23 protein-coding genes are annotated in these 22,275 nt (G+C 43.8%); 14 read left to right on the forward strand and 9 right to left on the reverse strand.

All coding sequences use genetic code 11. The annotated features are described in order from the left end of the window. Positions 1–62: 62 nt before the first annotated feature. Positions 63–1,736: an alpha-glucosidase gene (locus tag I2D69_RS04030; RefSeq protein WP_195379431.1), complete on the forward strand. Its 1,674-nt coding sequence runs from the start codon at positions 63–65 to the stop codon at positions 1,734–1,736. A gap of 92 nt (positions 1,737–1,828) precedes the next feature. Continuing rightward, the gene (locus I2D69_RS04035; RefSeq protein WP_148461654.1) at positions 1,829–3,820 is read left to right on the forward strand and encodes a TIM-barrel domain-containing protein; all 1,992 of its coding nucleotides are present in this window, start codon (positions 1,829–1,831) and stop codon (positions 3,818–3,820) included. A 99-nt stretch (positions 3,821–3,919) separates the two neighbouring features. On the opposite strand, the gene phnE is transcribed toward I2D69_RS04035, so the two are convergent. The 8 genes from phnE to I2D69_RS04075 form a co-directional block, all read right to left on the reverse strand. Beyond that, entirely contained in the window at positions 3,920–5,470 is a 1,551-nt protein-coding gene (phnE, locus tag I2D69_RS04040) for a phosphonate ABC transporter, permease protein PhnE (protein ID WP_148461653.1), read from the reverse strand. Beyond that, a complete protein-coding gene (gene phnC, locus I2D69_RS04045; RefSeq protein ID WP_148461652.1) occupies positions 5,463–6,242 on the reverse strand; it encodes a phosphonate ABC transporter ATP-binding protein in 780 nt (259 codons plus the stop codon). The genes phnE and phnC overlap by 8 nt, the downstream gene beginning before the upstream one ends. 93 nt (positions 6,243–6,335) lie before the next feature. Next, a complete protein-coding gene (locus tag I2D69_RS04050; protein ID WP_148461651.1) occupies positions 6,336–7,367 on the reverse strand; it encodes a PhnD/SsuA/transferrin family substrate-binding protein in 1,032 nt (343 codons plus the stop codon). Between the two features lie 767 nt (positions 7,368–8,134). Next, positions 8,135–9,421 carry an O-acetylhomoserine aminocarboxypropyltransferase/cysteine synthase family protein gene (locus I2D69_RS04055; protein WP_148461650.1) on the reverse strand — a complete coding sequence of 429 codons (1,287 nt, stop codon included), beginning with the start codon at positions 9,419–9,421 and terminating at the stop codon, positions 8,135–8,137. A gap of 204 nt (positions 9,422–9,625) precedes the next feature. Next, a complete protein-coding gene (locus I2D69_RS04060) occupies positions 9,626–10,237 on the reverse strand; it encodes a stage V sporulation protein AA (protein WP_148461649.1) in 612 nt (203 codons plus the stop codon). Positions 10,238–10,292: 55 nt separating this feature from the next. Next, positions 10,293–10,649: a SpoVA/SpoVAEb family sporulation membrane protein gene (locus tag I2D69_RS04065; RefSeq protein WP_118581240.1), complete on the reverse strand. Its 357-nt coding sequence runs from the start codon at positions 10,647–10,649 to the stop codon at positions 10,293–10,295. Positions 10,650–10,762: 113 nt separating this feature from the next. After that, the gene (locus I2D69_RS04070; protein WP_148461648.1) at positions 10,763–11,857 is read right to left on the reverse strand and encodes a stage V sporulation protein AD; all 1,095 of its coding nucleotides are present in this window, start codon (positions 11,855–11,857) and stop codon (positions 10,763–10,765) included. Next, positions 11,854–12,324: a SpoVA/SpoVAEb family sporulation membrane protein gene (locus I2D69_RS04075; RefSeq protein ID WP_148461647.1), complete on the reverse strand. Its 471-nt coding sequence runs from the start codon at positions 12,322–12,324 to the stop codon at positions 11,854–11,856. The genes I2D69_RS04070 and I2D69_RS04075 overlap by 4 nt, the downstream gene beginning before the upstream one ends. Before the next feature lie 221 nt (positions 12,325–12,545). On the opposite strand from I2D69_RS04075, the gene I2D69_RS04080 reads away from it, so the two are divergent. Continuing rightward, positions 12,546–13,550: an AraC family transcriptional regulator gene (locus I2D69_RS04080; RefSeq protein WP_148461646.1), complete on the forward strand. Its 1,005-nt coding sequence runs from the start codon at positions 12,546–12,548 to the stop codon at positions 13,548–13,550. 31 nt (positions 13,551–13,581) lie between these two features. Here the strand turns inward: I2D69_RS04080 and I2D69_RS04085 are convergent, their stop codons facing one another. Then, complete coding sequence (locus I2D69_RS04085; RefSeq protein WP_148461645.1) at positions 13,582–14,001, reverse strand: stage V sporulation protein AB; 420 nt, start codon at positions 13,999–14,001, stop codon at positions 13,582–13,584. 229 nt (positions 14,002–14,230) lie between these two features. Here I2D69_RS04085 and murB point away from each other — a divergent pair, with 229 nt between their 5' ends. The 11 genes from murB (at position 14,231) to rpsS (ending at position 22,208) form a co-directional block, all read left to right on the forward strand. After that, positions 14,231–15,142, forward strand: coding sequence for a UDP-N-acetylmuramate dehydrogenase (gene murB / locus I2D69_RS04090; RefSeq protein ID WP_148461644.1), 912 nt, complete (start codon positions 14,231–14,233; stop codon positions 15,140–15,142). A 114-nt stretch (positions 15,143–15,256) separates the two neighbouring features. Continuing rightward, positions 15,257–16,135 (forward strand): RNase adapter RapZ, encoded by an 879-nt coding sequence (rapZ, locus tag I2D69_RS04095; protein WP_118581226.1) that lies wholly within the window; start codon positions 15,257–15,259, stop codon positions 16,133–16,135. A 17-nt stretch (positions 16,136–16,152) separates the two neighbouring features. Further along, complete coding sequence (whiA, locus tag I2D69_RS04100; RefSeq protein WP_148461643.1) at positions 16,153–17,112, forward strand: DNA-binding protein WhiA; 960 nt, start codon at positions 16,153–16,155, stop codon at positions 17,110–17,112. Next, a complete protein-coding gene (locus tag I2D69_RS04105) occupies positions 17,109–17,363 on the forward strand; it encodes an HPr family phosphocarrier protein (RefSeq protein WP_118581220.1) in 255 nt (84 codons plus the stop codon). The genes whiA and I2D69_RS04105 overlap by 4 nt, the downstream gene beginning before the upstream one ends. Before the next feature lie 31 nt (positions 17,364–17,394). After that, the gene (locus tag I2D69_RS04110) at positions 17,395–18,462 is read left to right on the forward strand and encodes a hypothetical protein (RefSeq protein ID WP_148461642.1); all 1,068 of its coding nucleotides are present in this window, start codon (positions 17,395–17,397) and stop codon (positions 18,460–18,462) included. Between the two features lie 569 nt (positions 18,463–19,031). After that, complete coding sequence (gene rpsJ, locus I2D69_RS04115; protein ID WP_117852518.1) at positions 19,032–19,349, forward strand: 30S ribosomal protein S10; 318 nt, start codon at positions 19,032–19,034, stop codon at positions 19,347–19,349. An 80-nt stretch (positions 19,350–19,429) separates the two neighbouring features. Continuing rightward, positions 19,430–20,062 carry a 50S ribosomal protein L3 gene (gene rplC, locus I2D69_RS04120; RefSeq protein ID WP_117852520.1) on the forward strand — a complete coding sequence of 211 codons (633 nt, stop codon included), beginning with the start codon at positions 19,430–19,432 and terminating at the stop codon, positions 20,060–20,062. A 21-nt stretch (positions 20,063–20,083) separates the two neighbouring features. Beyond that, a complete protein-coding gene (gene rplD / locus I2D69_RS04125) occupies positions 20,084–20,704 on the forward strand; it encodes a 50S ribosomal protein L4 (RefSeq protein WP_118581214.1) in 621 nt (206 codons plus the stop codon). After that, complete coding sequence (gene rplW, locus I2D69_RS04130; RefSeq protein WP_117852524.1) at positions 20,704–21,003, forward strand: 50S ribosomal protein L23; 300 nt, start codon at positions 20,704–20,706, stop codon at positions 21,001–21,003. The genes rplD and rplW overlap by 1 nt, the downstream gene beginning before the upstream one ends. Before the next feature lie 62 nt (positions 21,004–21,065). Beyond that, positions 21,066–21,911 carry a 50S ribosomal protein L2 gene (gene rplB / locus I2D69_RS04135; RefSeq protein ID WP_118581211.1) on the forward strand — a complete coding sequence of 282 codons (846 nt, stop codon included), beginning with the start codon at positions 21,066–21,068 and terminating at the stop codon, positions 21,909–21,911. Positions 21,912–21,926: 15 nt separating this feature from the next. Next, positions 21,927–22,208, forward strand: a complete 282-nt coding sequence (rpsS, locus tag I2D69_RS04140; RefSeq protein WP_015526921.1) for a 30S ribosomal protein S19 — start codon at positions 21,927–21,929, stop codon at positions 22,206–22,208. Positions 22,209–22,275 lie beyond the last annotated feature (67 nt).

The raw sequence follows: 22,275 nt of genomic DNA on the forward strand, positions 1-22,275 counted from the left end.
TGTACCGGGCAAGAATATTCTGTGGGAAAATAAATATAGAATATCAGGAGGACAGCCAGGAAATGAAGAAGAACTGGTGGAAAGAAAGTATTGTATACCAAATCTATCCAAAAAGCTTCAATGACAGCAATGGGGATGGAATTGGTGATATCAGAGGAATTATAGAGAAACTTGATTATCTGAAGGAACTTGGGGTAAATGTTCTGTGGATCTCACCTATGCTGGAGTCCCCACAGGATGACAATGGCTATGATATTTCAGATTATCGCAGAATTTACAAAGATTACGGAACCATGCAGGATTACGAGGAGTTACTTTTTCAGGCGCATGAGCGTGGAATCAAGGTGCTGATGGACCTGGTTGTAAATCATACTTCAGACGAACATCAGTGGTTCCTGGAGAGCAAAAAGTCCAAGGATAATCCGTACCGTGACTATTACATCTGGAAAAATCCGGTAAACGGAAAAGAGCCAAATAACTGGGGCGGTGCATTCGGCGGTTCTGCATGGGAATACGACAATGAGACACAGATGTATTACCTGCACCTGTTTTCCAAAAAACAGCCGGATCTGAACTGGGAAAATGAGAAAGTGCGCCAGGAAGTTTACGATATGATGAAATTCTGGTGTGACAAGGGAATCGACGGCTTCCGTATGGATGTGATCAGTATGATTTCAAAGGATCAGGCTTTCCCGGATGGAGAAGTGAAAAGCGGCCTGTATGGAGATTTCGGTCCATACAGCGTTCACGGTCCGCGGGTCCATGAATTTTTACAGGAAATGAACCGTGAGGTATTGTCTAAATATGATATCATGACAGTTGGGGAAACTTCTGGTGTTACCATTGAAGAGGCACAGAAATATGCCGGGGAAGACAGTGGCGAGCTGAATATGGTGTTCCAGTTTGAACATGTAGAAGATGCTTCCCCGCATGCGGAGTTTGGCAAATGGACCACTGACAGATATGACTTTAAGGCTTTCAAAAAGACGATGATCAAATGGCAGGAGGAACTTCAGGGAAAAGCATGGAACAGTCTTTTCCTGGGAAATCATGATCAGCCAAGAAGCGTTTCCAGATTTGGAAATGACAATCCGGCATACCGAGAGACTTCTGCAAAAATGCTGGCAACCTGTCTTCATATGATGCAGGGAACCCCTTATGTATACCAGGGAGAAGAGCTTGGCATGACAAACGCATATTTCCATAAGCTGGAAGATTATAAGGATATTGAGAGCATTCAGTATTATACAGAGCTGACAGATGCAGGGCTGATGGAGCCGGATTACATGATGAAATGTCTGATGCTCAGAAGCCGTGATAATGCAAGAACACCTATGCAGTGGGACGGTTCAGAAAAAGCAGGTTTTACAGATGGGGAGCCGTGGATTAAAATAAATCCAAACTGTAAAGAAATCAATGCAGCCAGTCAGTTGGATGATCTGGATTCCATTTTCCATTATTATCAGAAACTGATCGCTCTTCGCAAGGAGAAAGATATTATTGTGTACGGTGAGTTTGAACCTCTTTGCCGTGAGGATGATCAGATTTTCGCATATACAAGAAAGCTGGATGAGGAAAGACTTCTTACAGTCTGCAATTTCAGTGAGCAGTCTGCAGAATTTGAAGTTCCTGCAGAATTTGAAGGTTCCCAGTGCCTGATTACAAACCTTGACCGAAAAGTATTTAAGGGTAAAATCGTGCTGAAACCTTATGAGGCATTTGTGTTATATAAATAAACAGGTTACTGGACGAGAAACGGACAGCAGCATAACCAGACTTAAAGGGGCAAAATTTTTTGCCTCTTTTTTGAAAGACGAGGAAGATTGTTATGATCAGAAAATACAGATACGGAGCTCCTTTTGATACGGAGGCAGTAACAGAGAAGATTGAAACAGCGAATGGCGCTTTTCCTTATGGAAAAATCAGCCTGGAAAAGGGCTTTGATTTTACATATGTGATGGATGAGGATGATATTGTTTATGGACTTGGGGAAGCCAACCGCGGCATCAATAAAAGAGGATACTGCTATATCAGCAATTGTACCGATGATCCAAACCATACGGAAGACAAGCGTTCTTTGTATGGTGCCCACAACTTTATCATTGTAAGCGGAAAGACAACATTTGGACTGTTTTTCGACTACCCTTCTGAACTGACCTTTGATATTGGATATACCAGAATGGACACCCTGAAAGTGACATGCGCAGATGCAGATCTGAATGTGTATGTGATTGAAGGTGAATCTGCCTATGATATTGTAAAGCAGTTTCGCCATGTGATCGGACGCAGCTATATTCCCCCGAAATTTGCATTTGGTTTCGGACAGAGCAGATGGGGATATACCACCAAGGAGGATTTTCGCAAGGTGGCAGCAGGATACCGTGAGAATCACATTCCCCTGGACATGATCTACATGGATATTGATTATATGGATTCCTACAAGGACTTTACGTTGAATCCGGAGAATTTCCCTGATTTCCCGGATTTTGTAAAAGAGATGAAAGACCAGGAGCTACGCCTGATCCCTATTATTGATGCTGGTGTAAAAGTGGAAAGCGGCTATGAGGTTTACGAGGAAGGTGTGGAAAAAAGATACTTCTGCCAGCGGGAGGACGGAAGTGATTTTGTGGCAGCCGTATGGCCGGGGGATACTCATTTCCCGGATTTTCTGAACAAGGATGCCAGAAAGTGGTTTGGAGACAAATACAGCTTCCTTATTAGACAGGGGATTGAAGGCTTCTGGAACGATATGAATGAGCCTGCTATTTTCTATTCCTCAGAGGGAATGGAAGAGGCGAAGAAACTTGCCGGAGAGTTTTACCAGGATAAAGAAGGTAAGATCCACATTTGGAAAATGCAGGGCGAGCTAAACGGACTCGCAAACAACCCAGAAGATTACCGCAGATTTTATCATAATGTGGATGGCAAAAAGATCCGTCACGACAAGGTACATAACCTGTTTGGCTACAATATGACAAGAGCAGCAGGCGAAGCATTCGACCGCATTGATCCGGAGAAGCGTTTCCTGATGTTTTCCCGTTCCTCCTATATTGGAATGCACCGTTACGGCGGAATCTGGATGGGAGACAATAAATCCTGGTGGTCACACATTCTTCTGAACCTGAAAATGCTGCCGTCTTTGAATATGTGCGGATTCCTTTACACAGGAGCAGATCTTGGTGGATTTGGTGCGGATGCAACAAGAGACCTGGTGCTTCGCCATATGGCACTTGGGGTATTTACTCCGCTTATGCGTAACCATTCCGCAATCGGAACAAGAGAGCAAGAGTGCTATCAGTTTGAGAATGTTGAGGATTTCCGAAATGTGGTAAATACGAGATACCGCCTTGTTCCGTATCTGTACAGCGAATACATGAAGGCCGCTTTAAACGATGATATGTATTTCAAACCACTTGGCTTTGTTTATCCGGATGATAAGATGGCAATCCGGGTGGAAGACCAGCTGATCCTTGGAAATGAGATTATGATCGCACCGGTTTACGAGCAGAACGCAAGAGGGCGTTATGTTTACCTTCCGGAAGAAATGAAGTTTGTGAAATTTCTGACAGACGGAAGCATTTCTGAGGAGATTCTGGAAAAGGGCGTTCATTATGTGGAGGTTGCCTTAAATGAAGTGCCTCTGTTTATCCGTAGTGGTAAGTGTATTCCGGTTGCAGAGGCTGCGGAGTGTGTGAAGGATATTGATACTTCCAAACTCACTATGCTGGGATATGAAGGCAGCAGTTATACTTTGTACGAGGATGATGGCGTGCATAAGGAGTACGATAAGGCTGAGAATTATAGAAAATTAGAAAAATAACAGAATGAAAAGATCCCTTGAAAGTCTTTGGAAATTTCACGACGAGGTTTAAAAGATTTTTTAAACAGGATCCAGAAGACAGAAAATCGGAGCTGGCCATCAATTGCCAGCTCCGATTTTTTCAGATACCATATCGATAAACCACACAAACAGAATCAATCCCAGCATGATTGCACCAGCTTTTTCCCAGGCATATTGATTCATGGAAAAAATAAGGGGCGCTCCGATTCCGCCTGCGCCTACCAGACCGAGAACGGAAGCTTCACGGATGTTTACATCAAACCGGTAGAGGATGATAGAGGTGAAAACAGGCTTCAGCTGCGGCAGGACACTGTGGCAGATGGCGGGAAGAGGACGGACCCCCATGGCCAGCAGCGCATGATAGGGACGAGGGTCCAGGGCATCTAGTGCTTCTGTAAATCTTTTGGTGAGAAGTCCGATACTGCATACGGCCAATGTCAGCACTCCTGTGAAAGCTCCTGGCCCGGATACCCGGATGAAAATCAGTCCATACACCAGAAAAGGCACCGAACGGATTACCATGATCACCAGGTTAAAAAGAAAGGACACAGGAGCAGGTACGAAACGTTTGGTATTTAGAAAAGCCAGCGGTGCAGATACAATGGCTCCGATTACCGTTCCAATAAAAGCAATGCACACTGTTTCCAGTAAAAGATACCCAAGCCCATCTTTTTCAGCCGAGAAAAAGAAGCTCCAGTCTGGCTGCAGAAAGCCAGCAAACATATTTCGCAAAGTCTGTGGACTGGTTCTGGAAAAATCCGGCAGGGAAAGGGTAAACGTGCAGATCAGAAACAGGGCAGCCAGAAACAGAAGCAGCAGTCTGGCCTGCTCTTTTTTTATTGTGCGCTCTTTTCGTATCAAGGCGGCCAGATACCGACTGAAATATTCAATCACACACACTGTTAGAAACAGCATCAGCAGAATGGTCCCCACTTTGTCATACTCCAACCAGGAAATCTTCTCATTGAGAAGCAGTCCGATACCGCCAGCTCCCACATATCCTAAAATGGAGCTGTGCCGTACATTGGTTTCCAACAGGTAAAGTGCATTGGTGAGAAATCCAGGAATGATCTCTGGTAGAATTCCATGGATATAAGCTACATACTTTGAAACACCCATAGCCCGAAGTGCCTGGTAAGCTTTTACATCGGCGGCACTTGCATCCTCGTAGGTAAGTTTTGTCATAATGGCAAAGGTGTACAAGGTAATGGCAAAAGTACCTGCAAAGGTTCCAAGCCCGAAAAGAAAGGTAGCAGTAAGCGCCAGAATCAAGGCTGGAAAAGAACGGAGAATCTGGATTACAATTCTAAGTATCCGTCGTATTACAGCTGGAAATCCTAAGTTTGCAGCGCCAAAAGGCGAGAGTACAAGGGCAAAAAAGGTGCCAAGTACCGTTCCGGTAACAGACATCTGAATGGTGTAAAAAAGCGGTAGCAGGATCTTCTGAATATAAGAAAAATCTGGCGGGATCATATCCACGACCAGGTCGGTGAGGTGGTTCCTTCGTTTCCAGAAAGTTACAAGGTCACAGTCTGTGAAATTTGCTGCAAGGAAAAACAAAATCAGAAAAGAAATTGGAACAGCAAATTTTGCCACAATGGAATTTTTGCTTGTTTTGTTATCATTCATAAGCGACACCTCGCTTATTCTCTATCTGAGTATCATTTTTGTTATAAATTTGTGTAGTGATAGAATCAGTCAGATCAGCAGTCTTACCGTCAAATACAACCTTGCCATCTTTCAGACCAATAAGTCGGTCGGAGAACTCCTGGGAGAATTCCAGATTATGGCTGTTCATTAAAATGGTGACACCATCAGTCTCATGAATACTCTTCAGCAACTCTAGAATCTGTCTCCCGGTAACTGGATCAAGAGACGCCACCGGTTCATCTGCCAGCAGGATCGCCGGGTGCCGCATAAGTGCTCTTGCAATTGCCACCCTTTGCTTTTGTCCGCCAGACAGATTCTTAATCGGTTCCTCTGCCTTTTCCAGAAGTCCAACCCGATCCAGCAGTTTCAGAGCTTCTTCTTTACGTGTTTTTCCATAAAGTCCAAACACGCCCTGGAAAAATCCCATATCCGGAAGTCCGGCAGTCAGCACATTCTTCAGACAGGTAGAATTCTCCACCAGACAAAAGTCCTGATAAATAGTTGCGATGGATTTTTGCAGTTCACGTTTTTTCCTTCCTTTTAGAGAATCAAAGCGCTTATCATCCAGAAGCACCTGTCCGCCAGTGCACTCCATCATTCCATTGAGAATGCGAAAGAGCGTTGTCTTCCCCGCCCCCGAAGGCCCGATCACCGAGACAAATTCCCCCTGTGAGACGGAGAAATCCACATCTGCCAGGGCTTTTGTGCCATTATGAAATTTTTTTGCGATATGCTGAATCTGTAAATTCATAGATAAAATTGACCTCGTTTAAAACTACTGCCGAGGCAAATAATCTGCCCCGGCAGTTTAAAATATTTTGTAACTATTCAGAAAAGTTGAAGTCTATTCCATAGACTTCAGCAGCTCCTGCGCCTCTCGTTCGCCATCGTAATTGGAGTCATCGCCCCATTCATATCCAACCTGGCTGAACACGCTGATAATATCTTTTCCCTCGTCCGTATTCGCAATCTCAATAAAGGAATCTCCCAGCGCCTGGCGGAAATCTTCATCCTGCATAACTTCAGAAGTTTTGCTGTAGGCAATCATATCATTGTAAATCTTATCTGTAACTCCGATCACACCAGTCTGATTTACCATATCATCTGTACCTCCGAAGGTCTCTTTCCATTCCGGTGCGTATTTGGTACGGATGTGGCCATAAGAAACCATCACATCAGCCTGTCCGGAAGCCAGACGTGCAAGAGAGGTTGTATAAGAATCAGATTCTACCGCATTTGCCAGATCACTGATTCCCTTTCCATATTTTTCGTTCAGCCATAAGCTTGGATAAATATAACCGGAAGCTGAAGTTGGTCCCATAACAGCCCAGGTAGCATCGTTCAGATCATCCCAGGTAAGCTCTTCGCCGTTATTTACCTTTTCCAGTAAAGCCTGTCCCTTTTCGCTTGGACCTGCCAGAATAATAGAACGGTAATAGGTAGACATCTCATCGGTGTTTTCTTCGATTGTACCATCATTCCAATCTTTCGGATCATCAGAATCTTTGTTGATTCCATAGCGAAGGGCGGTAAGAAGAACGTCACAGTCATCAGAGAAAAGTACGTAATTTCCGCCGGAAATAAATCCGATATCTGCGCTTCCTGCACTTAAAGCCTGGCCAACAGCGGTGTAGCTTGTACCTACTGTCATGTCCACGTTCTCCACGTCATACCCCTTGGTGAGCAATGTTTCCTTCAGTAAATCTTCCAGCGGCTCTGTAGCAGTGGTGATGGTGTCGGAATCTGCATATGGGGAAAATGCAATCTTCAGAGAATCAATGGTTTTGGTGTCCTCTGCAAAAACAGTGACAGTGCTCCCAACGGTAAGTCCCAGGCATAATGCCAGGGAAAGTGCGGATACAATGTGTTTCTTCATAGTGAAATACCTCCATGCTTTTGTTTGATCATATAATGTGTTACTGCGCATTTGAAATATGACGCAAAGCGAATCGCTGCGAATAAAATGGGCAGTAACTTTATTTCTGCTGGAAGTCGGTTATAACGAGAAAATTGCCCAATTTCTTACTATAGAATGTTTGAAAAAATTTTTCTGCAAAGCTGGGAATAGAGATTACAGCAATGGACTCTCAAATATGCCATGGTGAGAAGGGCTCATTATTCATGTAAATAAAAATACATGCCTCCCAGCATGTATCGAAAATGACTTTCGAGCAGATGCTGACAATCCACCTGCAAAAAAACAGGTGAACAGGTTTCGGTCGATCCTGACGGGATCCTCTCAACCCGGACCTACGGGCTCCCTCGCAATCTGGTTTTCGTCATCACAAATTCTGACCGCAGCACAAGGGCGCTCCCCCTGGCACTGCATTCCGTTAACCGGATAAATTGTATCATACCTGTCCTGGAATTACAATAAAAAATTCTGGTATAGCATTTGTAAAAATGTAAAAATGTAAAAATGGAGATGGAGAAGTTATTGCTTATTCGAAGTTCAATAATATGGAAAAAAAACATGGCAGTTCTCCATCGAAAATAATTGACGTGGTATATGCTTTAGTGAGGAAAAGAAAAATCCCCGTAACAGATCAAATTTAAGGTCTGTTATGGGGATTTATGTGTAGGAATAGTTATAAAAAGTGTAAAACTCTATAATTTCAATCCGTTATTGTGGAAAGCATGCAATTATTTAATTGCATCCAGCGCATTGGAAATATCCGCGATCAGATCCTCTTTATCCTCAAGACCAAGACTGATACGGATCAGCTCTGCCGGTACGCCAGCTTCAATGAGCTGCTCGTCTGTCATCTGTCTGTGGGTGGAGGTGGCAGGGTTCAGGCAGCAGGTTCTTGCATCTGCTACGTGAGTCTCAATTGCGCCAAGCTTTAAGTTCTGCATAAAGGTGGAAGCTGCTTCACGGCCGCCCTTCAGACCGAAGGAGACAACACCGCAGCCGCCGTTTGGCAGATATTTCTTCGCTCTGTCATAGTATTTATTAGATGGAAGTCCAGGGTAATTTACGTAAGCTACCTTCGGATGGCTTTCCAGAAATTCTGCTACAGCCTGTCCATTCTCCACATGCTTCGGCATGCGTACATGCAAGGACTCCAGTCCGAGATTCAGGATGAAAGCACTGTTCGGGGACTGCATGGAACCGAAATCACGCATAAGCTGAGCGGTACATTTCGTGATGAATGCGCCTTCTTTTCCAAATTTCTCAGCATATGTAATTCCGTGATAGCTCTCATCTGGCGTGCAAAGTCCTGGATATCGGTCTTTGTGCGCCATCCAGTCAAAGTGACCGCCATCAATTATAGCACCGCCTAATGCTGCACCATGTCCGTCCATGTATTTGGTGGTGGAGTGAGTAACAATGTCAGCACCCCATTCGATGGGGCGGCAGTTTACTGGTGTAGGGAAGGTGTTATCGACTACAAGGGGAACCCCATGTTCGTGAGCAACTTTTGCAAAAAGTTCAATATCCAGGACGGTAAGTGCCGGATTCGCAATGGTTTCGCCGAACATAACTTTGGTATTTGGCTTGAAAGCTGCGTTTAATTCTTCTTCAGTAGCATCTGGGGAAACAAAGGTTGCGGTGATACCCATTTTGGCCATGGTAACAGAGATTAAGTTGAAGGTTCCGCCATAAATGGAAGAAGAAGCCACAATGTGGTCTCCGCACTCACAGATATTGAACAGAGCCATGAAATTGGCTGCCTGTCCGGAAGAAGTGAGCATAGCTGCAGTTCCACCCTCCATTGCAGCAATCTTGGCTGCAACATGGTCGCAGGTAGGATTCTGAAGGCGGGAGTAGAAATAACCCTCAGCTTCAAGGTCGAAAAGTTTTCCCATATCCTCGCTGGTGTCGTATTTGAATGTTGTTGACTGAATGATCGGGATCTGTCTTGGTTCACCATTTCCCGGTTTATATCCGGCCTGAACACATTTTGTTCCCATTCTGTAATTGTTCATGATGTGTCTCCTCTTCTGGTAAAATAAGCTCCCTGTGGAAAAGTGTTCACAGAGAGCATTCACATAAAGATATAGTATCATTTTTTTATAAAAATAGCAACGGCTTGGTGCAAATTGCGGCGCGAAATCATGCGAATGCATGATTTCTGTGCATCGCGAAGCGTGTTACTGGTCACGGAGTGAACAGTAACTTACTGTGAGCGGTCATTCTTTATTTCGTGAAATATCTTCAATGATCGTGGTATTTATGTCATCTTCATACAGACGCATCTGCACCTGCATAGGTGTGGGATCGTCGGTGAGCTTTATTCTACCGAAGTGGTTGAAGAAGAACAGGACACCAAGACCGATACCGAGAGAGTAGGAGATTTCCAAGACAGTATTGCCGGTTGTGGGCTGTCCGGTGACCTGGGTGTAGATCTGCTCAAATAGAGCGGGGATGTCTACGTCATTGTTAAAGGTCATAATGGAAAAGCCTGCACCGAAAAAGGTGGCGAGGCAGACAAATATGACTTTGCACCATCTTATAACAATATTGACAGTTCCTTCCTTCTGATAGGTGATGATGAAGTTTGGTTCGCCAATATGCGTAATAGCAAGATCAGGCTCTTTGAGCTGGATATCATTTATAAGATCCATAACAGAAATCACATACCTGCCTGTCTTGTCCGGATCCAGGTTTGCTACCGGGAGAACCCGCAGGTGATTTAAAATTTTGGAATTGGTGCAGGATAGCTTAGCAATGTCCTGGAGATAGACATGGGGGTGATGAACCTCCACGTTTTCTTTGGTTTGGATGTATAGTGTGTCACTCATGAAATTCACTCCCATTGCAAAAAATGTTGGTTACAGGCAAGGATAAAGTACGTTGTTATTCTTTCATTTTCGGTTTAAAAAACCAGCTTGCCAGATAAGAAAAAATCAGGGCTGCAGAGACACCAGCTGCGCAGGCGGTGAAGCCTCCTGTGAAAAGCCCGATGACACCATCTGTGTCGATGGCTTCTTTCAGACCTTTCCATAGTGTATTCCCGAAACCAAGTAGTGGCACAGCAGCACCGGCACCGGCGAAATCAATCAGAGGCTGATAAATGCCTATGGCGCCAAGAATAGAGCCGGTGCATACCAGAAGAACCATGACACGTCCGGGCATAAGTTTGGTTTTATCAAGTAAAATCTGGACAAGGGCGCAGATCAGGCCACCTACCCAGAATGCATTAAAATAGTCCATGGAATCATCTCCTCATAGATACAGACAAAGATAGTTGGTAGAGACAGATTATAATTAATACAGTACGGTTTATAGGATTGCAATTATACAGGAAGTACGCACAATTATTTAGTTTACTGCTTTTGATCTTTTTTTGAAACATGCTCTAACACTACCGCATGTGCAATCCCCGGAATGGAATCTCCCTCATTAAAACTTGTTTTGGAAAGCAATGCTCCTGTAGGAACAAAGAGCACCCTTTTCCAGGTTCCTTTTGCCAGTTCCGGCAGAATATAGGCAGCCAGCACAGATGCACTGCACCCACAACCACTTCCACCAGAATGAGTATCCTGTGTTTCACCATCAAAGATTAAAAGCCCACAGTCCTGATAAATGGACTCTATATCATATCCTTTTTCATTTAACAGATCCAGTAGGATCCGTTTTCCAACAGCTCCCAGGTCTCCGGTGAAGATTGCATCGTAATCATCAGGTGCTCGGCCAAAGTCACAAAAATTCCGGTAAATGGTATCGCAGGCGGCAGGTGCCATGCATCCACCCATGTTCAGAGAATCCTTAAGTCCAAAGTCAATCAGCCTTCCAGTGGTAAGTCCTGTTATTTGGACACATCCTTCTTCTGAAATAAGCGACTCAGTCTTTTCCGGGATTTCCGGAACAGGCAAAGTTCCGGAGAGAACACAGGCACCGCTCCCGGTAACAGTCCATGTGGCTGAGAGAGGACGCTGGTTTCCGTAAGCCAGAGGAAAGCGGAATTCTTTTTCTGCACTGGCAAAATGGCTGGAAGTGGCACAGAGAATATGTTCTCCGTATCCGGCTGCGGCAGACATGGCGCCAAGAGAGAGGGATTCCCCTATGGTGGAGCATGCACCGAAAAGTCCATAAAATGGGATTCCCATTCCGGCAATTCCAAAGGAAGAGGCGGTAGTCTGAGCCAGAAGATCACCTGCGAAGGTCATGCGGATATCCCCGGGAGTAAGCCCGGCTTTTCCAAGAGCCAATGCGGCTGCTTCTTTTTGCATGGTGCTTTCCGCAGCTTCCCAGGTATCCTCTCCAAACATAGGCTCTTCGCAGACCAGATCGAATTTGCTTCCAAGAGGTCCTTCCCCTTCCTTTTTTCCAACTACAGAAGCACAGCTTACAACGTAAACCGGATTCTGAAAGCTCATACTGGCAGAACCGGTAAGTCTGGCTGGTGTCTGTGAATTCATGAAATCACCTCCATTATTTTCAGAAGATAGTAGATCACTCCGGCAACCCAGGAACTCATGATTCCGTAAAGAATCACAGGACCTGCAATGGTGAAAATCTTGCAGCCGATTCCAAAGACCTGACCCTCCGTTTTATATTCAATGGCAGGGGCAGCTACGGAATTAGCAAAACCAGTGATTGGAACCAGACTTCCCGCTCCGCCAAATTTTCCAATCTTTGGATAAATATTAAATCCGGTAAGAATAACACTGATGAAAACCAGGGTGACAGAACACCAGGTACCGGCCATATCCTGGTCTAATCCTCTGGATTTTGCGAAATTTGTTATAATCTGCCCAACGACACAGATTGCACCGCCTGTGAGAAAAGCCTTTGCCATGTTCATGGGAAGACTGTGGGTGGGGGTGATCTGTTTTACATAATCGGCGTATTGTTTCTGCTTTTCTTTTGGTATGGAATTGTTCATAAATGCCTCCTGTAGCCATGATGAATGGAACTGCTTGTTTAGAGTACAGTAACCTTTTGGGTTTTATTATTATGTGAAAAAATATGTAAAATATACTTTCTTTTTAGCTGAATTTATACTATTATGATAGTATTGTTATAGTTATTACGGAAGATGCTGCTATTGCTTGTAAACAGAATAGCAGTAGCTTTATATTATAAACCAAAGAAGAGAGGTAACTTATGGGAAAATATTTTATGGGGAAGGGAGTAAAGCTCCTTACAGAGGAAACTGAGAATAAGATCAGAATCTATAAGCTGGGACTGCTTCAGCCGGAATTTGGACATATGCCATGCATCAGTGGGAATGCATTTACTTTTTTATTGGCAGAAGAAGGAGAAATACAGTGTCAGATAAATCAGGAGAAAGTAGATCTGGAAGCTGGAGAGGCTTTATTTATCAATGCAGGACAGTCCTATCGTCTGGTCAGAAGTGAGAAGGAAAGCAGCAGTTTTTATATAATTGAGGTGGCTGGAGAGTATCTGGCAGCTGGAGATGAGAGCCTTCAGAATAAATATATTTCACCGGTTGCAGAAGCAGAATCATTCGCTTATTGCAGGTTTATGCCATCAGCTGAGGAAGATACAGATGAAGACATTCTTCTTCAGGCACTTCTTGCCGCTGCGCAGACAGCAGAAGGCAGGGATATGGCCTATGAACTGGATATGAAGAGCTGGCTGTTCACTGCATGGGGAAGCCTTTATAAGAAATTTGCCCAGCCGCGTCCAGAATGTAAGAATGCAGTGATCAGGGAACGGTTGAAACTAAATCGTATGACAGGATATCTCACGGAGCATTGTAACGAGAAACTGACTCTTTCTGCTATGGCAGAAGCATGCCAGGTAAGCACTGGTGATTTTTGCCGTTTCTTTAAGAAACATATGGAGATGACTCCATTCGAATATTTGCAGAAATGCAGAATCTGGAACAGTATGGATGCAGTTCTGGAGAAGACTGCTTCCATGGGAGATATTGCAGTGGAAAATGGTTTTGCAGGAGCAAGCTATTTTTCAGAGACTTTCCGAAAAGAGATGGGCTGTTCTCCTGCAGATTATCGGAAATGGTACCGTGGCCTGTCAGATGAATGTCCGATAATCACCGGAGAAAATAAAGAAGAAAGCGCCAAGGTGTCAAAGAAGGATAAAAAAGGAAAGTCTGGTAAAAACGTTCCTTCTTATTTATTATAGAAAATTAGCTGCGTCGATTTTTTTACGCAATTCAGGGAAAACACCGTTTATAAAAATAATACAAAGATCCCAAAGCTTTTCCGAAGGCCACCGCGATCACGACCCATCGGATTCCATTGGTCAGTTTGATCCTTCTGGAAAAGATGGGGAAAACATCTGCCATCTCAGCAAGTGCCATGATCCATCCGCCCAGAAAGATACCGGAAAAAAGTCCATAAAGGAGCAGAGCAAAGGTTCCGCCTGGAATGTGCCAGCCATAGAGGAAAAAAAGGTTGCCACATACAATGCCAAGAAGCGTAATATCTTCATATAACAATATATGTTTTCCTGTATGAGTGATACCGGCATAGCGGGGAACGATGGAAAGACCGATAAGCAGGCCAACTACACCGCCTGCGATGATGATTCCAGAGCAGAAGCCAACTATGGATAGAAAAACTTGCTGGAGCATGGGTGAATTCTCCTTTCACGAAACGGACCTGTCGCTGAGAAAAGTTTGTTGTTTTGCAACTATCATAACAACATTTAGTATGGAAAGAATCTTAGAAAATATGCGTTTTTTCTGTACATTTGTGAAGTTAAATAGTATAATAAAACGATGCGGCAATGGAAAGAATAGGATTGGCGCAGATATTATTTGATAGAAAAGTTGAGTATAGAAAGATAGAGGATGTAAATCTGTGAATGTGAATTTAAAACAGAGGTTCCAGGAAATTCTGGAAGATAACCGGATACTGGAAGCGGAGCTTATGAGCAGGCATACTACATTCCGAATTGGCGGTCCGGCAGATTTCTTTCTGGTACCGGAGAATGCTGACGAGATTAGGAGAATCATAGCAGTTTGTAAGGAAAAAAATGTTCCATATTTTATTCTTGGAAATGGAAGCAATCTTCTTGTAAGCGACAAGGGCTATCAGGGAGTGGTAGTGCAGCTGTATAGAAACTTTGGACAGATCAGAGTTGAAGACAGCCGGATCCATGCCCAGGCAGGAGCTCTTTTATCTGGAATTGCTGCAGCTGCAAGAGAGGCATCGCTGACTGGCTTTGAGTTTGCAGGGGGAATTCCGGGAACCTTAGGCGGCGCTGTGGTGATGAATGCAGGAGCGTATGGCGGAGAAATGAAGGATGTTCTGAAAGAAGTCACGGTTCTTACTCCAGAGGGCGGAGTCCTGACCTTGCAGGCAGATGAACTTCACATGGGTTATCGAACCAGTGTGATAAAAGAAGCTGGCTATATTGTTCTGGAAGCTGTCATTTCTCTTGAAAAAGGTGATCAGGAGGAGATTCGCAGCCGTATGCAGGAGCTGGCAGGGATGCGAACCAGCAAGCAGCCGCTTTCTTATCCAAGTGCAGGAAGCACTTTCAAACGGCCAGAGGGCTATTTTGCAGGTAAACTGATCATGGACAGCGGATTGCGAGGCTATCAGGTAGGCGGTGCCCAGGTTTCCGAGAAACATTGCGGTTTCGTGATCAATACAGGAAATGCCACAGCGAAAGATGTTACTACATTGATGTCTGACGTTCAAAGAATTGTTCTGGAGAAATTTGGTGTGAAGCTTGAACCTGAGGTGAAGTTTCTGGGAGAATTCTAGATCCATAAAGAGTCCTTTGGAATGGACTTAAGACACATAAGAGGCAGATGAGTTCAATTTGCGTTACAGGTTAGGTTATGAACATTAAACATTCTGCCCGGCAGGAGATAAATTATGCGATTTGTAATTGTTACAGGCGTTTCCGGTGCTGGAAAATCCACAGTGCTGAAAATGCTGGAGGATGCCCACTATTTTTGTGTGGACAATCTTCCTATTCCATTGGTGGAGAAATTTGCTTCCCTGATGCTGGAAGTACATGAAGAAGGAGTCCAGAATGCGGCTCTTGGTATTGATGCCAGAAGCGGTCACTCTCTGGAAGAACTGGCACAGGTTCTGGATCATATGAAAGAAGCTGGATATGATTTTGAGATTCTTTTTATGGATGCAGAAGATTCCGTGCTGGTAAAGCGTTATAAGGAAACCAGACGCAGCCATCCGCTTGCCAGTAACGGCAGGGTAGATGACGGAATCCGTCTGGAACGCCAGAAAATGGATTTTCTTCGTAAGAGAGCTGATTATATTATTGATACCAGTCACCTTCTTACAAGGGAGCTGCGCCAGGAAATTGAGAAGATTTTTGTAAATAATGAAAAATTCTGTAATATGATGGTCACGGTTCTGTCTTTTGGATTTAAGTATGGAATTCCGGCAGATGCAGACCTGGTATTCGATGTGCGTTTTCTTCCGAATCCATATTATGAGGATGAATTACGTCCCCTTACCGGTATGGATGAGAGCGTGTTTAATTATGTGATGGATAATGAGACCGCAAGGATTTTTGCAAATAAACTGGAAGATATGGTGGAGTTCCTGATTCCTAAGTATGCACAGGAGGGTAAAACAAGCCTTGTAATTGCAGTTGGCTGCACAGGGGGCAAGCACCGTTCCGTTACCATTGCAAGAGAGTTGTATAGCCGGATCGCCAGAAATGGTGAATACGGTTTTCGATTGGAGCACAGAGATGTGGATAAAGATCGCCTATTGAAAAAATAGAAAGAGGAGATCGATGAATGTCTTTTTCAGGGATGGTGAAAGAAGAACTTTCCAGGCATATCGGCTCCGGAAGACACTGCAGGATTGCGGAACTGGCTGCAATCTTTACTTTCTGCGGCAGCCTGGAGGCTGGAACTGATGGGAAAAAATCCCTGCGTATCCAGACAGAAAATGAGGCACTTTCAAGAAAAGGCTTTACATTATTGCAAAAAACATTTAATATAGAGACAGATGTATCAAATTCCCGGATTGACTGTTTCAGAAAGGGAAATCTTTATTGTATTTCCATTATTGATCAGGTTTTGGTAAAGGAAATACTGGATTCTGCCAAGCTGGAATTTTCGGGAGTGAGCGGAGGAATGCCACTTGTATCCAATTCTATTGTATATCAGAGGGATTGCTGCAAAAGGGCGTTTGTACGCGGTGCTTTTCTCTCGGCAGGTTCGATCAGTGATCCGCAGAAGGGATATCATTTCGAAATTGTATGTCCCAGCCGGGAGATCAGCGGGCAGCTACAGGAAATTATTCACAGCTTTCATATAGATGCCAAGATTGTTCTGCGTAAGAAGTCTTATGTACTCTATGTGAAGGAAGGCGCACAGATCGTAGACATGCTTGCTATTATGGAAGCAAATGTTGCTCTTATGGATCTGGAGAATATCCGTATCCTGAAAGAGATGCGCAATTCTGTGAATCGGAAGGTAAACTGTGAGACTGCTAACATAAATAAGACGGTTAATGCAGCAGTGAAGCAGATCGAGGATATCAGACTTCTTGAGGAAAAGGTGGGCCTGGAGAGTCTGAATGAAGGACTTGAGGAGATCGCCAGATTGCGGTTGCAGTATCCGGAAGCAACACTTAAAGAACTAGGATTGATGTTGAATCCACAGGTTGGAAAGTCTGGAGTAAATCACCGGCTTCGTAAATTAAGCCTGCTTGCAGATGACCTGAGGGAAAACAAGGAGGAGTTATTATGATTAAAAAACCAATCACCATTCACCTGTCCACAGGGCTTGAAGCCAGACCCGTTGCACAGCTGGTACAGGTGGCAAGTCAGTTCAACAGTGAAATTTATGTAGAAGTAGGCAAGAAGAAAGTAAATGCCAAGAGTATTATGGGTATGATGACACTGGGACTTGACGCCGGTGAGGAGATTACACTTTCTGCTAATGGTGAAGATGAAGAAGCTGCGATGAGCAGTATTGAACAGTATCTGAGCAACCAGTAAAGGCTGCCGTAAAAAGTGAGGATGGTTACCAATGTCTAAGTTTTTGAAATTTATAGTACATTTTGTTGTAATATGTACCATACTTTGTGTGGTTGCATTAGCGGTTCCTCCATTCTTTGGAGTGACGACTGAAATCAGAGACGACTCCACAGTCAAGTCAAATCTGGCAATGGGATCTGTTACATATGCAATTCCGGTTAAAACCGAAGAAGCAGCTCTGGGTACACCGATCCTTGTAAATGATGAGAATGCAGTGTATCGTTATACACTGGCCAGCGCTGAAGTCACAAATGGTACAGGTACTGCTATGGATCCAACTGTTTCTCAGGGACAGCCGATTAATGTGGCAATTGGAAGCTACCTTCCGAAAATTGTTGTAACAATTCCGTTTATCGGATATCTGATGGCAGCTACCAAGAGTATTGAGGGTCTGATTGTTCTTGGGCTTACCGTTTTGTTTCTGATTATTCTTTATGTAATCGCAGAACTCTGGAAAAAAGATCTGGATGATTATGACGACTATCCGGAGGATACAGAACCAGGATACGTGAAGAGCCGTAAAGAGCTGAAGAAAGAAGAAAAGCGTAAAGAGCGTGAGTACCGTGATGAAGAGCGTGAAATCAAAGCTCAGGGCAAGCGCAGCAAGAAAGAGAAGCGTAAGATCCGTACCGGTGGCTTTGTGGATGAAATCGATGAAGATGATTTTGATGTAGAGGAAGAGGAAGCGCCACAAAGAGCTGTACAGAGTGCTACAAGTGAAGCACATGAACTTCTGAAGAAAGAAGTAGCAGCAGCTACTGCAAAAGACTCCAAACCAGTCAGGAAGTCTGCTAAGCCTGCAACACAGACTAAGAAGGCAGCACTGAAGAAGAAAGCAGCTCCGGAGATTCATGAGGAAGAAGAGGATAAACCAGTTGAGATCAAGAAACTGGCAATCCCAAGATATTCACCGGCGCAGCTTGCTGCGAAAGCAAAGAAAGAAGGAGATGCTCCTGACATTGTAAAGGATGAGATAACCAAGGTAACTTTGTTTGATTATTCTGATATCTTTGCTGACGAAGATGAGGATGAAGACGAATACTATGATGATGAAGATTAATTCATTATTATAATAGGAAAGAAGAGGCATTCGATGATGCCTCTTCTCGTTTTTATATTAAGGAAAAGACAATGATTTCGTAAGGTTTTAGAGCCACTGTGTTAAATAATGAAAGCTGATTGATAGTTGCCGGCAGCAGGAGTGTAACCGACAGCTATTAGAAGCACTATATAATAGGAAGAAAGAAAAAACTGGAATATACACACTCACATCTTGCATAAAACCATTTTCAGACACACTCTGGATTGTATTTAAAATAATACAAAAAAACATCTGGATTTTTTGAAAAAAACACTTGCAATTTTTAAAACCTTTGTGTATACTAATATCTGCTGTGACATGATAGCAATGAAGCGCGAGGTTGCCGCCGACTAAGGCGGGTTTTCCGTGGAGCGAATGTCAAGTTAGGAAACTGACGACAAGTCACTGTACAAGTTCAATAGCCATCTTGGGATGGGACGTGTGAAAGAATGTCCGTAGCAGGAAGATGTTTTAGGACACACACGGAGATGTGTACAGTCGCCGCTTGTCGTACTGATAGTGAGTACGAATAGGAGGAGACTTTTTTTATGGCAAATCAGGTAATGAGAATCACATTAAAAGCTTACGATCATCAGTTAGTAGATGCATCTGCTGCAAAGATCATCGACACTGTTAAGAAGAATGGTGCAACAGTTAGCGGACCGGTTCCGCTTCCAACTAAGAAGGAAGTTGTTACAATCTTAAGAGCTGTTCACAAATATAAAGATTCCAGAGAACAGTTTGAGCAGAGAACACATAAGAGACTGATTGATATCATTGCTCCGACCCAGAAGACAGTTGATGCACTGTCCAGACTGGAAATGCCTGCTGGTGTTCATATCGACATCAAGATGAAGGCAAAATAATTAATCTTGTAAATGCATAAGCATTTAGCTATTTATTATATGATTACCCGAAAGGGCAATCCGCTATAGGAGGAAGAAAGATGAAGAAAGCTATTTTAGCTACCAAAGTCGGAATGACTCAGATCTTCAACGAAGATGGAATGTTAATTCCGGTAACCGTTTTACAGGCTGGTCCATGTGTCGTAACTCAGGTTAAAACAGATGAGAACGACGGATACACAGCAGTTCAGGTTGGCTTCGGCGACATCAGAGAGAAACTGGTGAACAAACCGGAAACAGGCCACTTTGCAAAAGCAGGCGTTGCAGTTAAGAGATTCGTTAAAGAATTCCGTTTTGAGAACGCTGCTGAATATGAGGTAGGACAGGAAATTAAAGCTGATATCTTTGCAGCTGGAGATCACATCGATGCAACAGCAGTTTCAAAAGGTAAAGGCTTCCAGGGCGCAATCAAGAGACATGGACAGTCCAGAGGACCTATGGCTCACGGTTCCAAATATCATCGTCATGCAGGTTCCAATGGTGCTTGTTCTGATCCGAGCAAGGTATTCAAAGGAAAACACATGCCAGGTCATATGGGAAGCGAGCAGGTAACTGTTCAGAATCTTGAGATCGTACGCGTAGATACAGAGAATAACTTACTGTTAGTTAAAGGTGCTGTTCCAGGACCTAAGAAATCCTTGGTTACAATCAAAGAGACAGTAAAGTCCTTATAATAAGAAAGGAGGAGCACACAAATGGCAAACGTAACTGTTTATAATATGGAAGGCAATGAAGTTGGAACAATGGAGCTGAACGATGCAGTATTCGGCGTTGAAGTCAATGAGCATCTTGTTCACCTTGCTGTTGTTCGTCAGCTTGCAAATAAACGCCAGGGTACTCAGAAAGCGAAAACTCGTTCTGAAGTAAGCGGTGGCGGAAGAAAACCTTGGAGACAGAAAGGAACCGGTCATGCTAGACAGGGATCCATCCGTGCTGCACAGTGGACAGGCGGCGGAATTATTTTCGCACCAACTCCAAGAGATTATGAAGTAAAAATGAACAAAAAAGAAAGAAGAGCAGCTCTTAAATCCGCTCTGACTTCCAAAGTTCAGGACAATAAATTCGTAGTTGTTGATAGCCTTGCACTTGCTGATGCAAAGACAAAAGAAATGCAGAAGGTTCTTACAAACCTGAAAGCAGAGAAAGCTCTTATTGTAACAGCACAGGAAGACAAGAACGTAATCCTTTCTGCAAGAAATATCGAGAACGTACAGACTGTAGCTGCTAACGGCATCAACGTATATGATGTTATGAGCCACGGTACTGTAGTAGTAACTAAAGACGCTGTAGCATCCATCGAGGAGGTATACGCATAATGGCAGATATTAAATATTACGACGTGATCAAAAGACCAGTGATCACTGAAAAATCCATGGCTGCTATGGGTGAGAAGAAATATACTTTCCTTGTTCATCCGGAAGCAAACAAAGCTCAGATCAAAGAAGCAGTTGAGAAAATGTTCGATGGAACAAAAGTTAAAAGCGTAAATACCATGAATCTTGATGGTAAGAAAAAACGCCGCGGAATGGTAGTTGGAAAAACTGCTAAATCCAAAAAAGCTATCGTAGCCCTTACAGAGGACAGCAAAGACATCGAGATCTTCGAGGGTCTTTAATTAACAGATAGCAGTTTATACGCATTCAAAAGCGTGAGAACAAATTTGAAAGGAGAAAAGAAATGGGAATCAAAAGTTATAACCCATATACCCCGTCTAGAAGACATATGACTGGTTCCGACTTCTCTGAGATCACTAAAGCAACACCAGAGAAATCCCTTACCGTGTCTTTAAAGAAAAACGCTGGACGTAACAACCAGGGTAAGATCACTGTAAGACATCAGGGAGGCGGAAGCCGTAGAAAATATAGAATCATTGACTTCAAGAGAAGAAAAGATGGAATCCCGGCAGTAGTTAAATCTGTTGAGTATGATCCGAACAGAACAGCAAACATCGCACTTATCTGCTATGCAGATGGCGAGAAAGCATACATTCTTGCTCCGGAAGGACTTAAAGTTGGACAGAAAGTTATGAACGGACCGGAAGCTGAAATCCGTGTAGGTAACTGCTTACCGTTAGAGCTTATCCCGGTTGGTACTATGGTTCATAACATTGAGCTTCACCCAGGAAAGGGCGGACAGATGGTTCGTTCCGCTGGTAATGGTGCTCAGCTTATGGCTAAAGAAGGCAAATACGCTACACTTCGTCTCCCATCTGGTGAGATGAGAATGGTTCCGATCATCTGCCGTGCTACAGTTGGTATCATCGGAAATGGTGATCACAACCTGATCAACATCGGTAAAGCTGGCCGTAAGCGTCACATGGGAATCAGACCTACAGTTCGCGGTTCTGTTATGAACCCGAATGACCATCCACATGGTGGTGGAGAGGGCCGCGCTCCGGTTGGACGTCCAGGTCCGTGTACACCTTGGGGCAAACCTGCTCTTGGTCTGAAGACAAGAAAGAAAAACAAAGCGTCCAACAAGCTCATCGTAAGAAGACGCGATGGAAAAGCTTTAAGCAAATAATAAGGAGGATTAAGAATGTCTCGTTCACTGAAAAAAGGACCTTTTGCAGATCAGAGCTTACTTAAAAAAGTAGATGCATTAAACGCTGCAAATGATAAATCCGTAATCAAAACTTGGTCACGCCGTTCCACAATCTTCCCGTCTTTTGTTGGACATACAATCGCTGTCCATGACGGAAGAAAACATGTGCCGGTATATATTACTGAGGATATGGTTGGTCACAAACTTGGTGAGTTTGTTGCTACCAGAACCTACAGAGGACACGGAAAAGACGAAAAGAAATCCGGTGTTCGTTAGTTAGTACTTTTCACCAGGCTGCCTGATCGCAAGAAGCGGTCCGGGCAACCCAGGTGTTTACCTGAAT

It is taken from the genome of Ruminococcus sp. D54t1_190329_F1 (assembly GCF_015551645.1).
Lineage (GTDB): Bacteria > Bacillota > Clostridia > Lachnospirales > Lachnospiraceae > Blautia_A > Blautia_A faecis.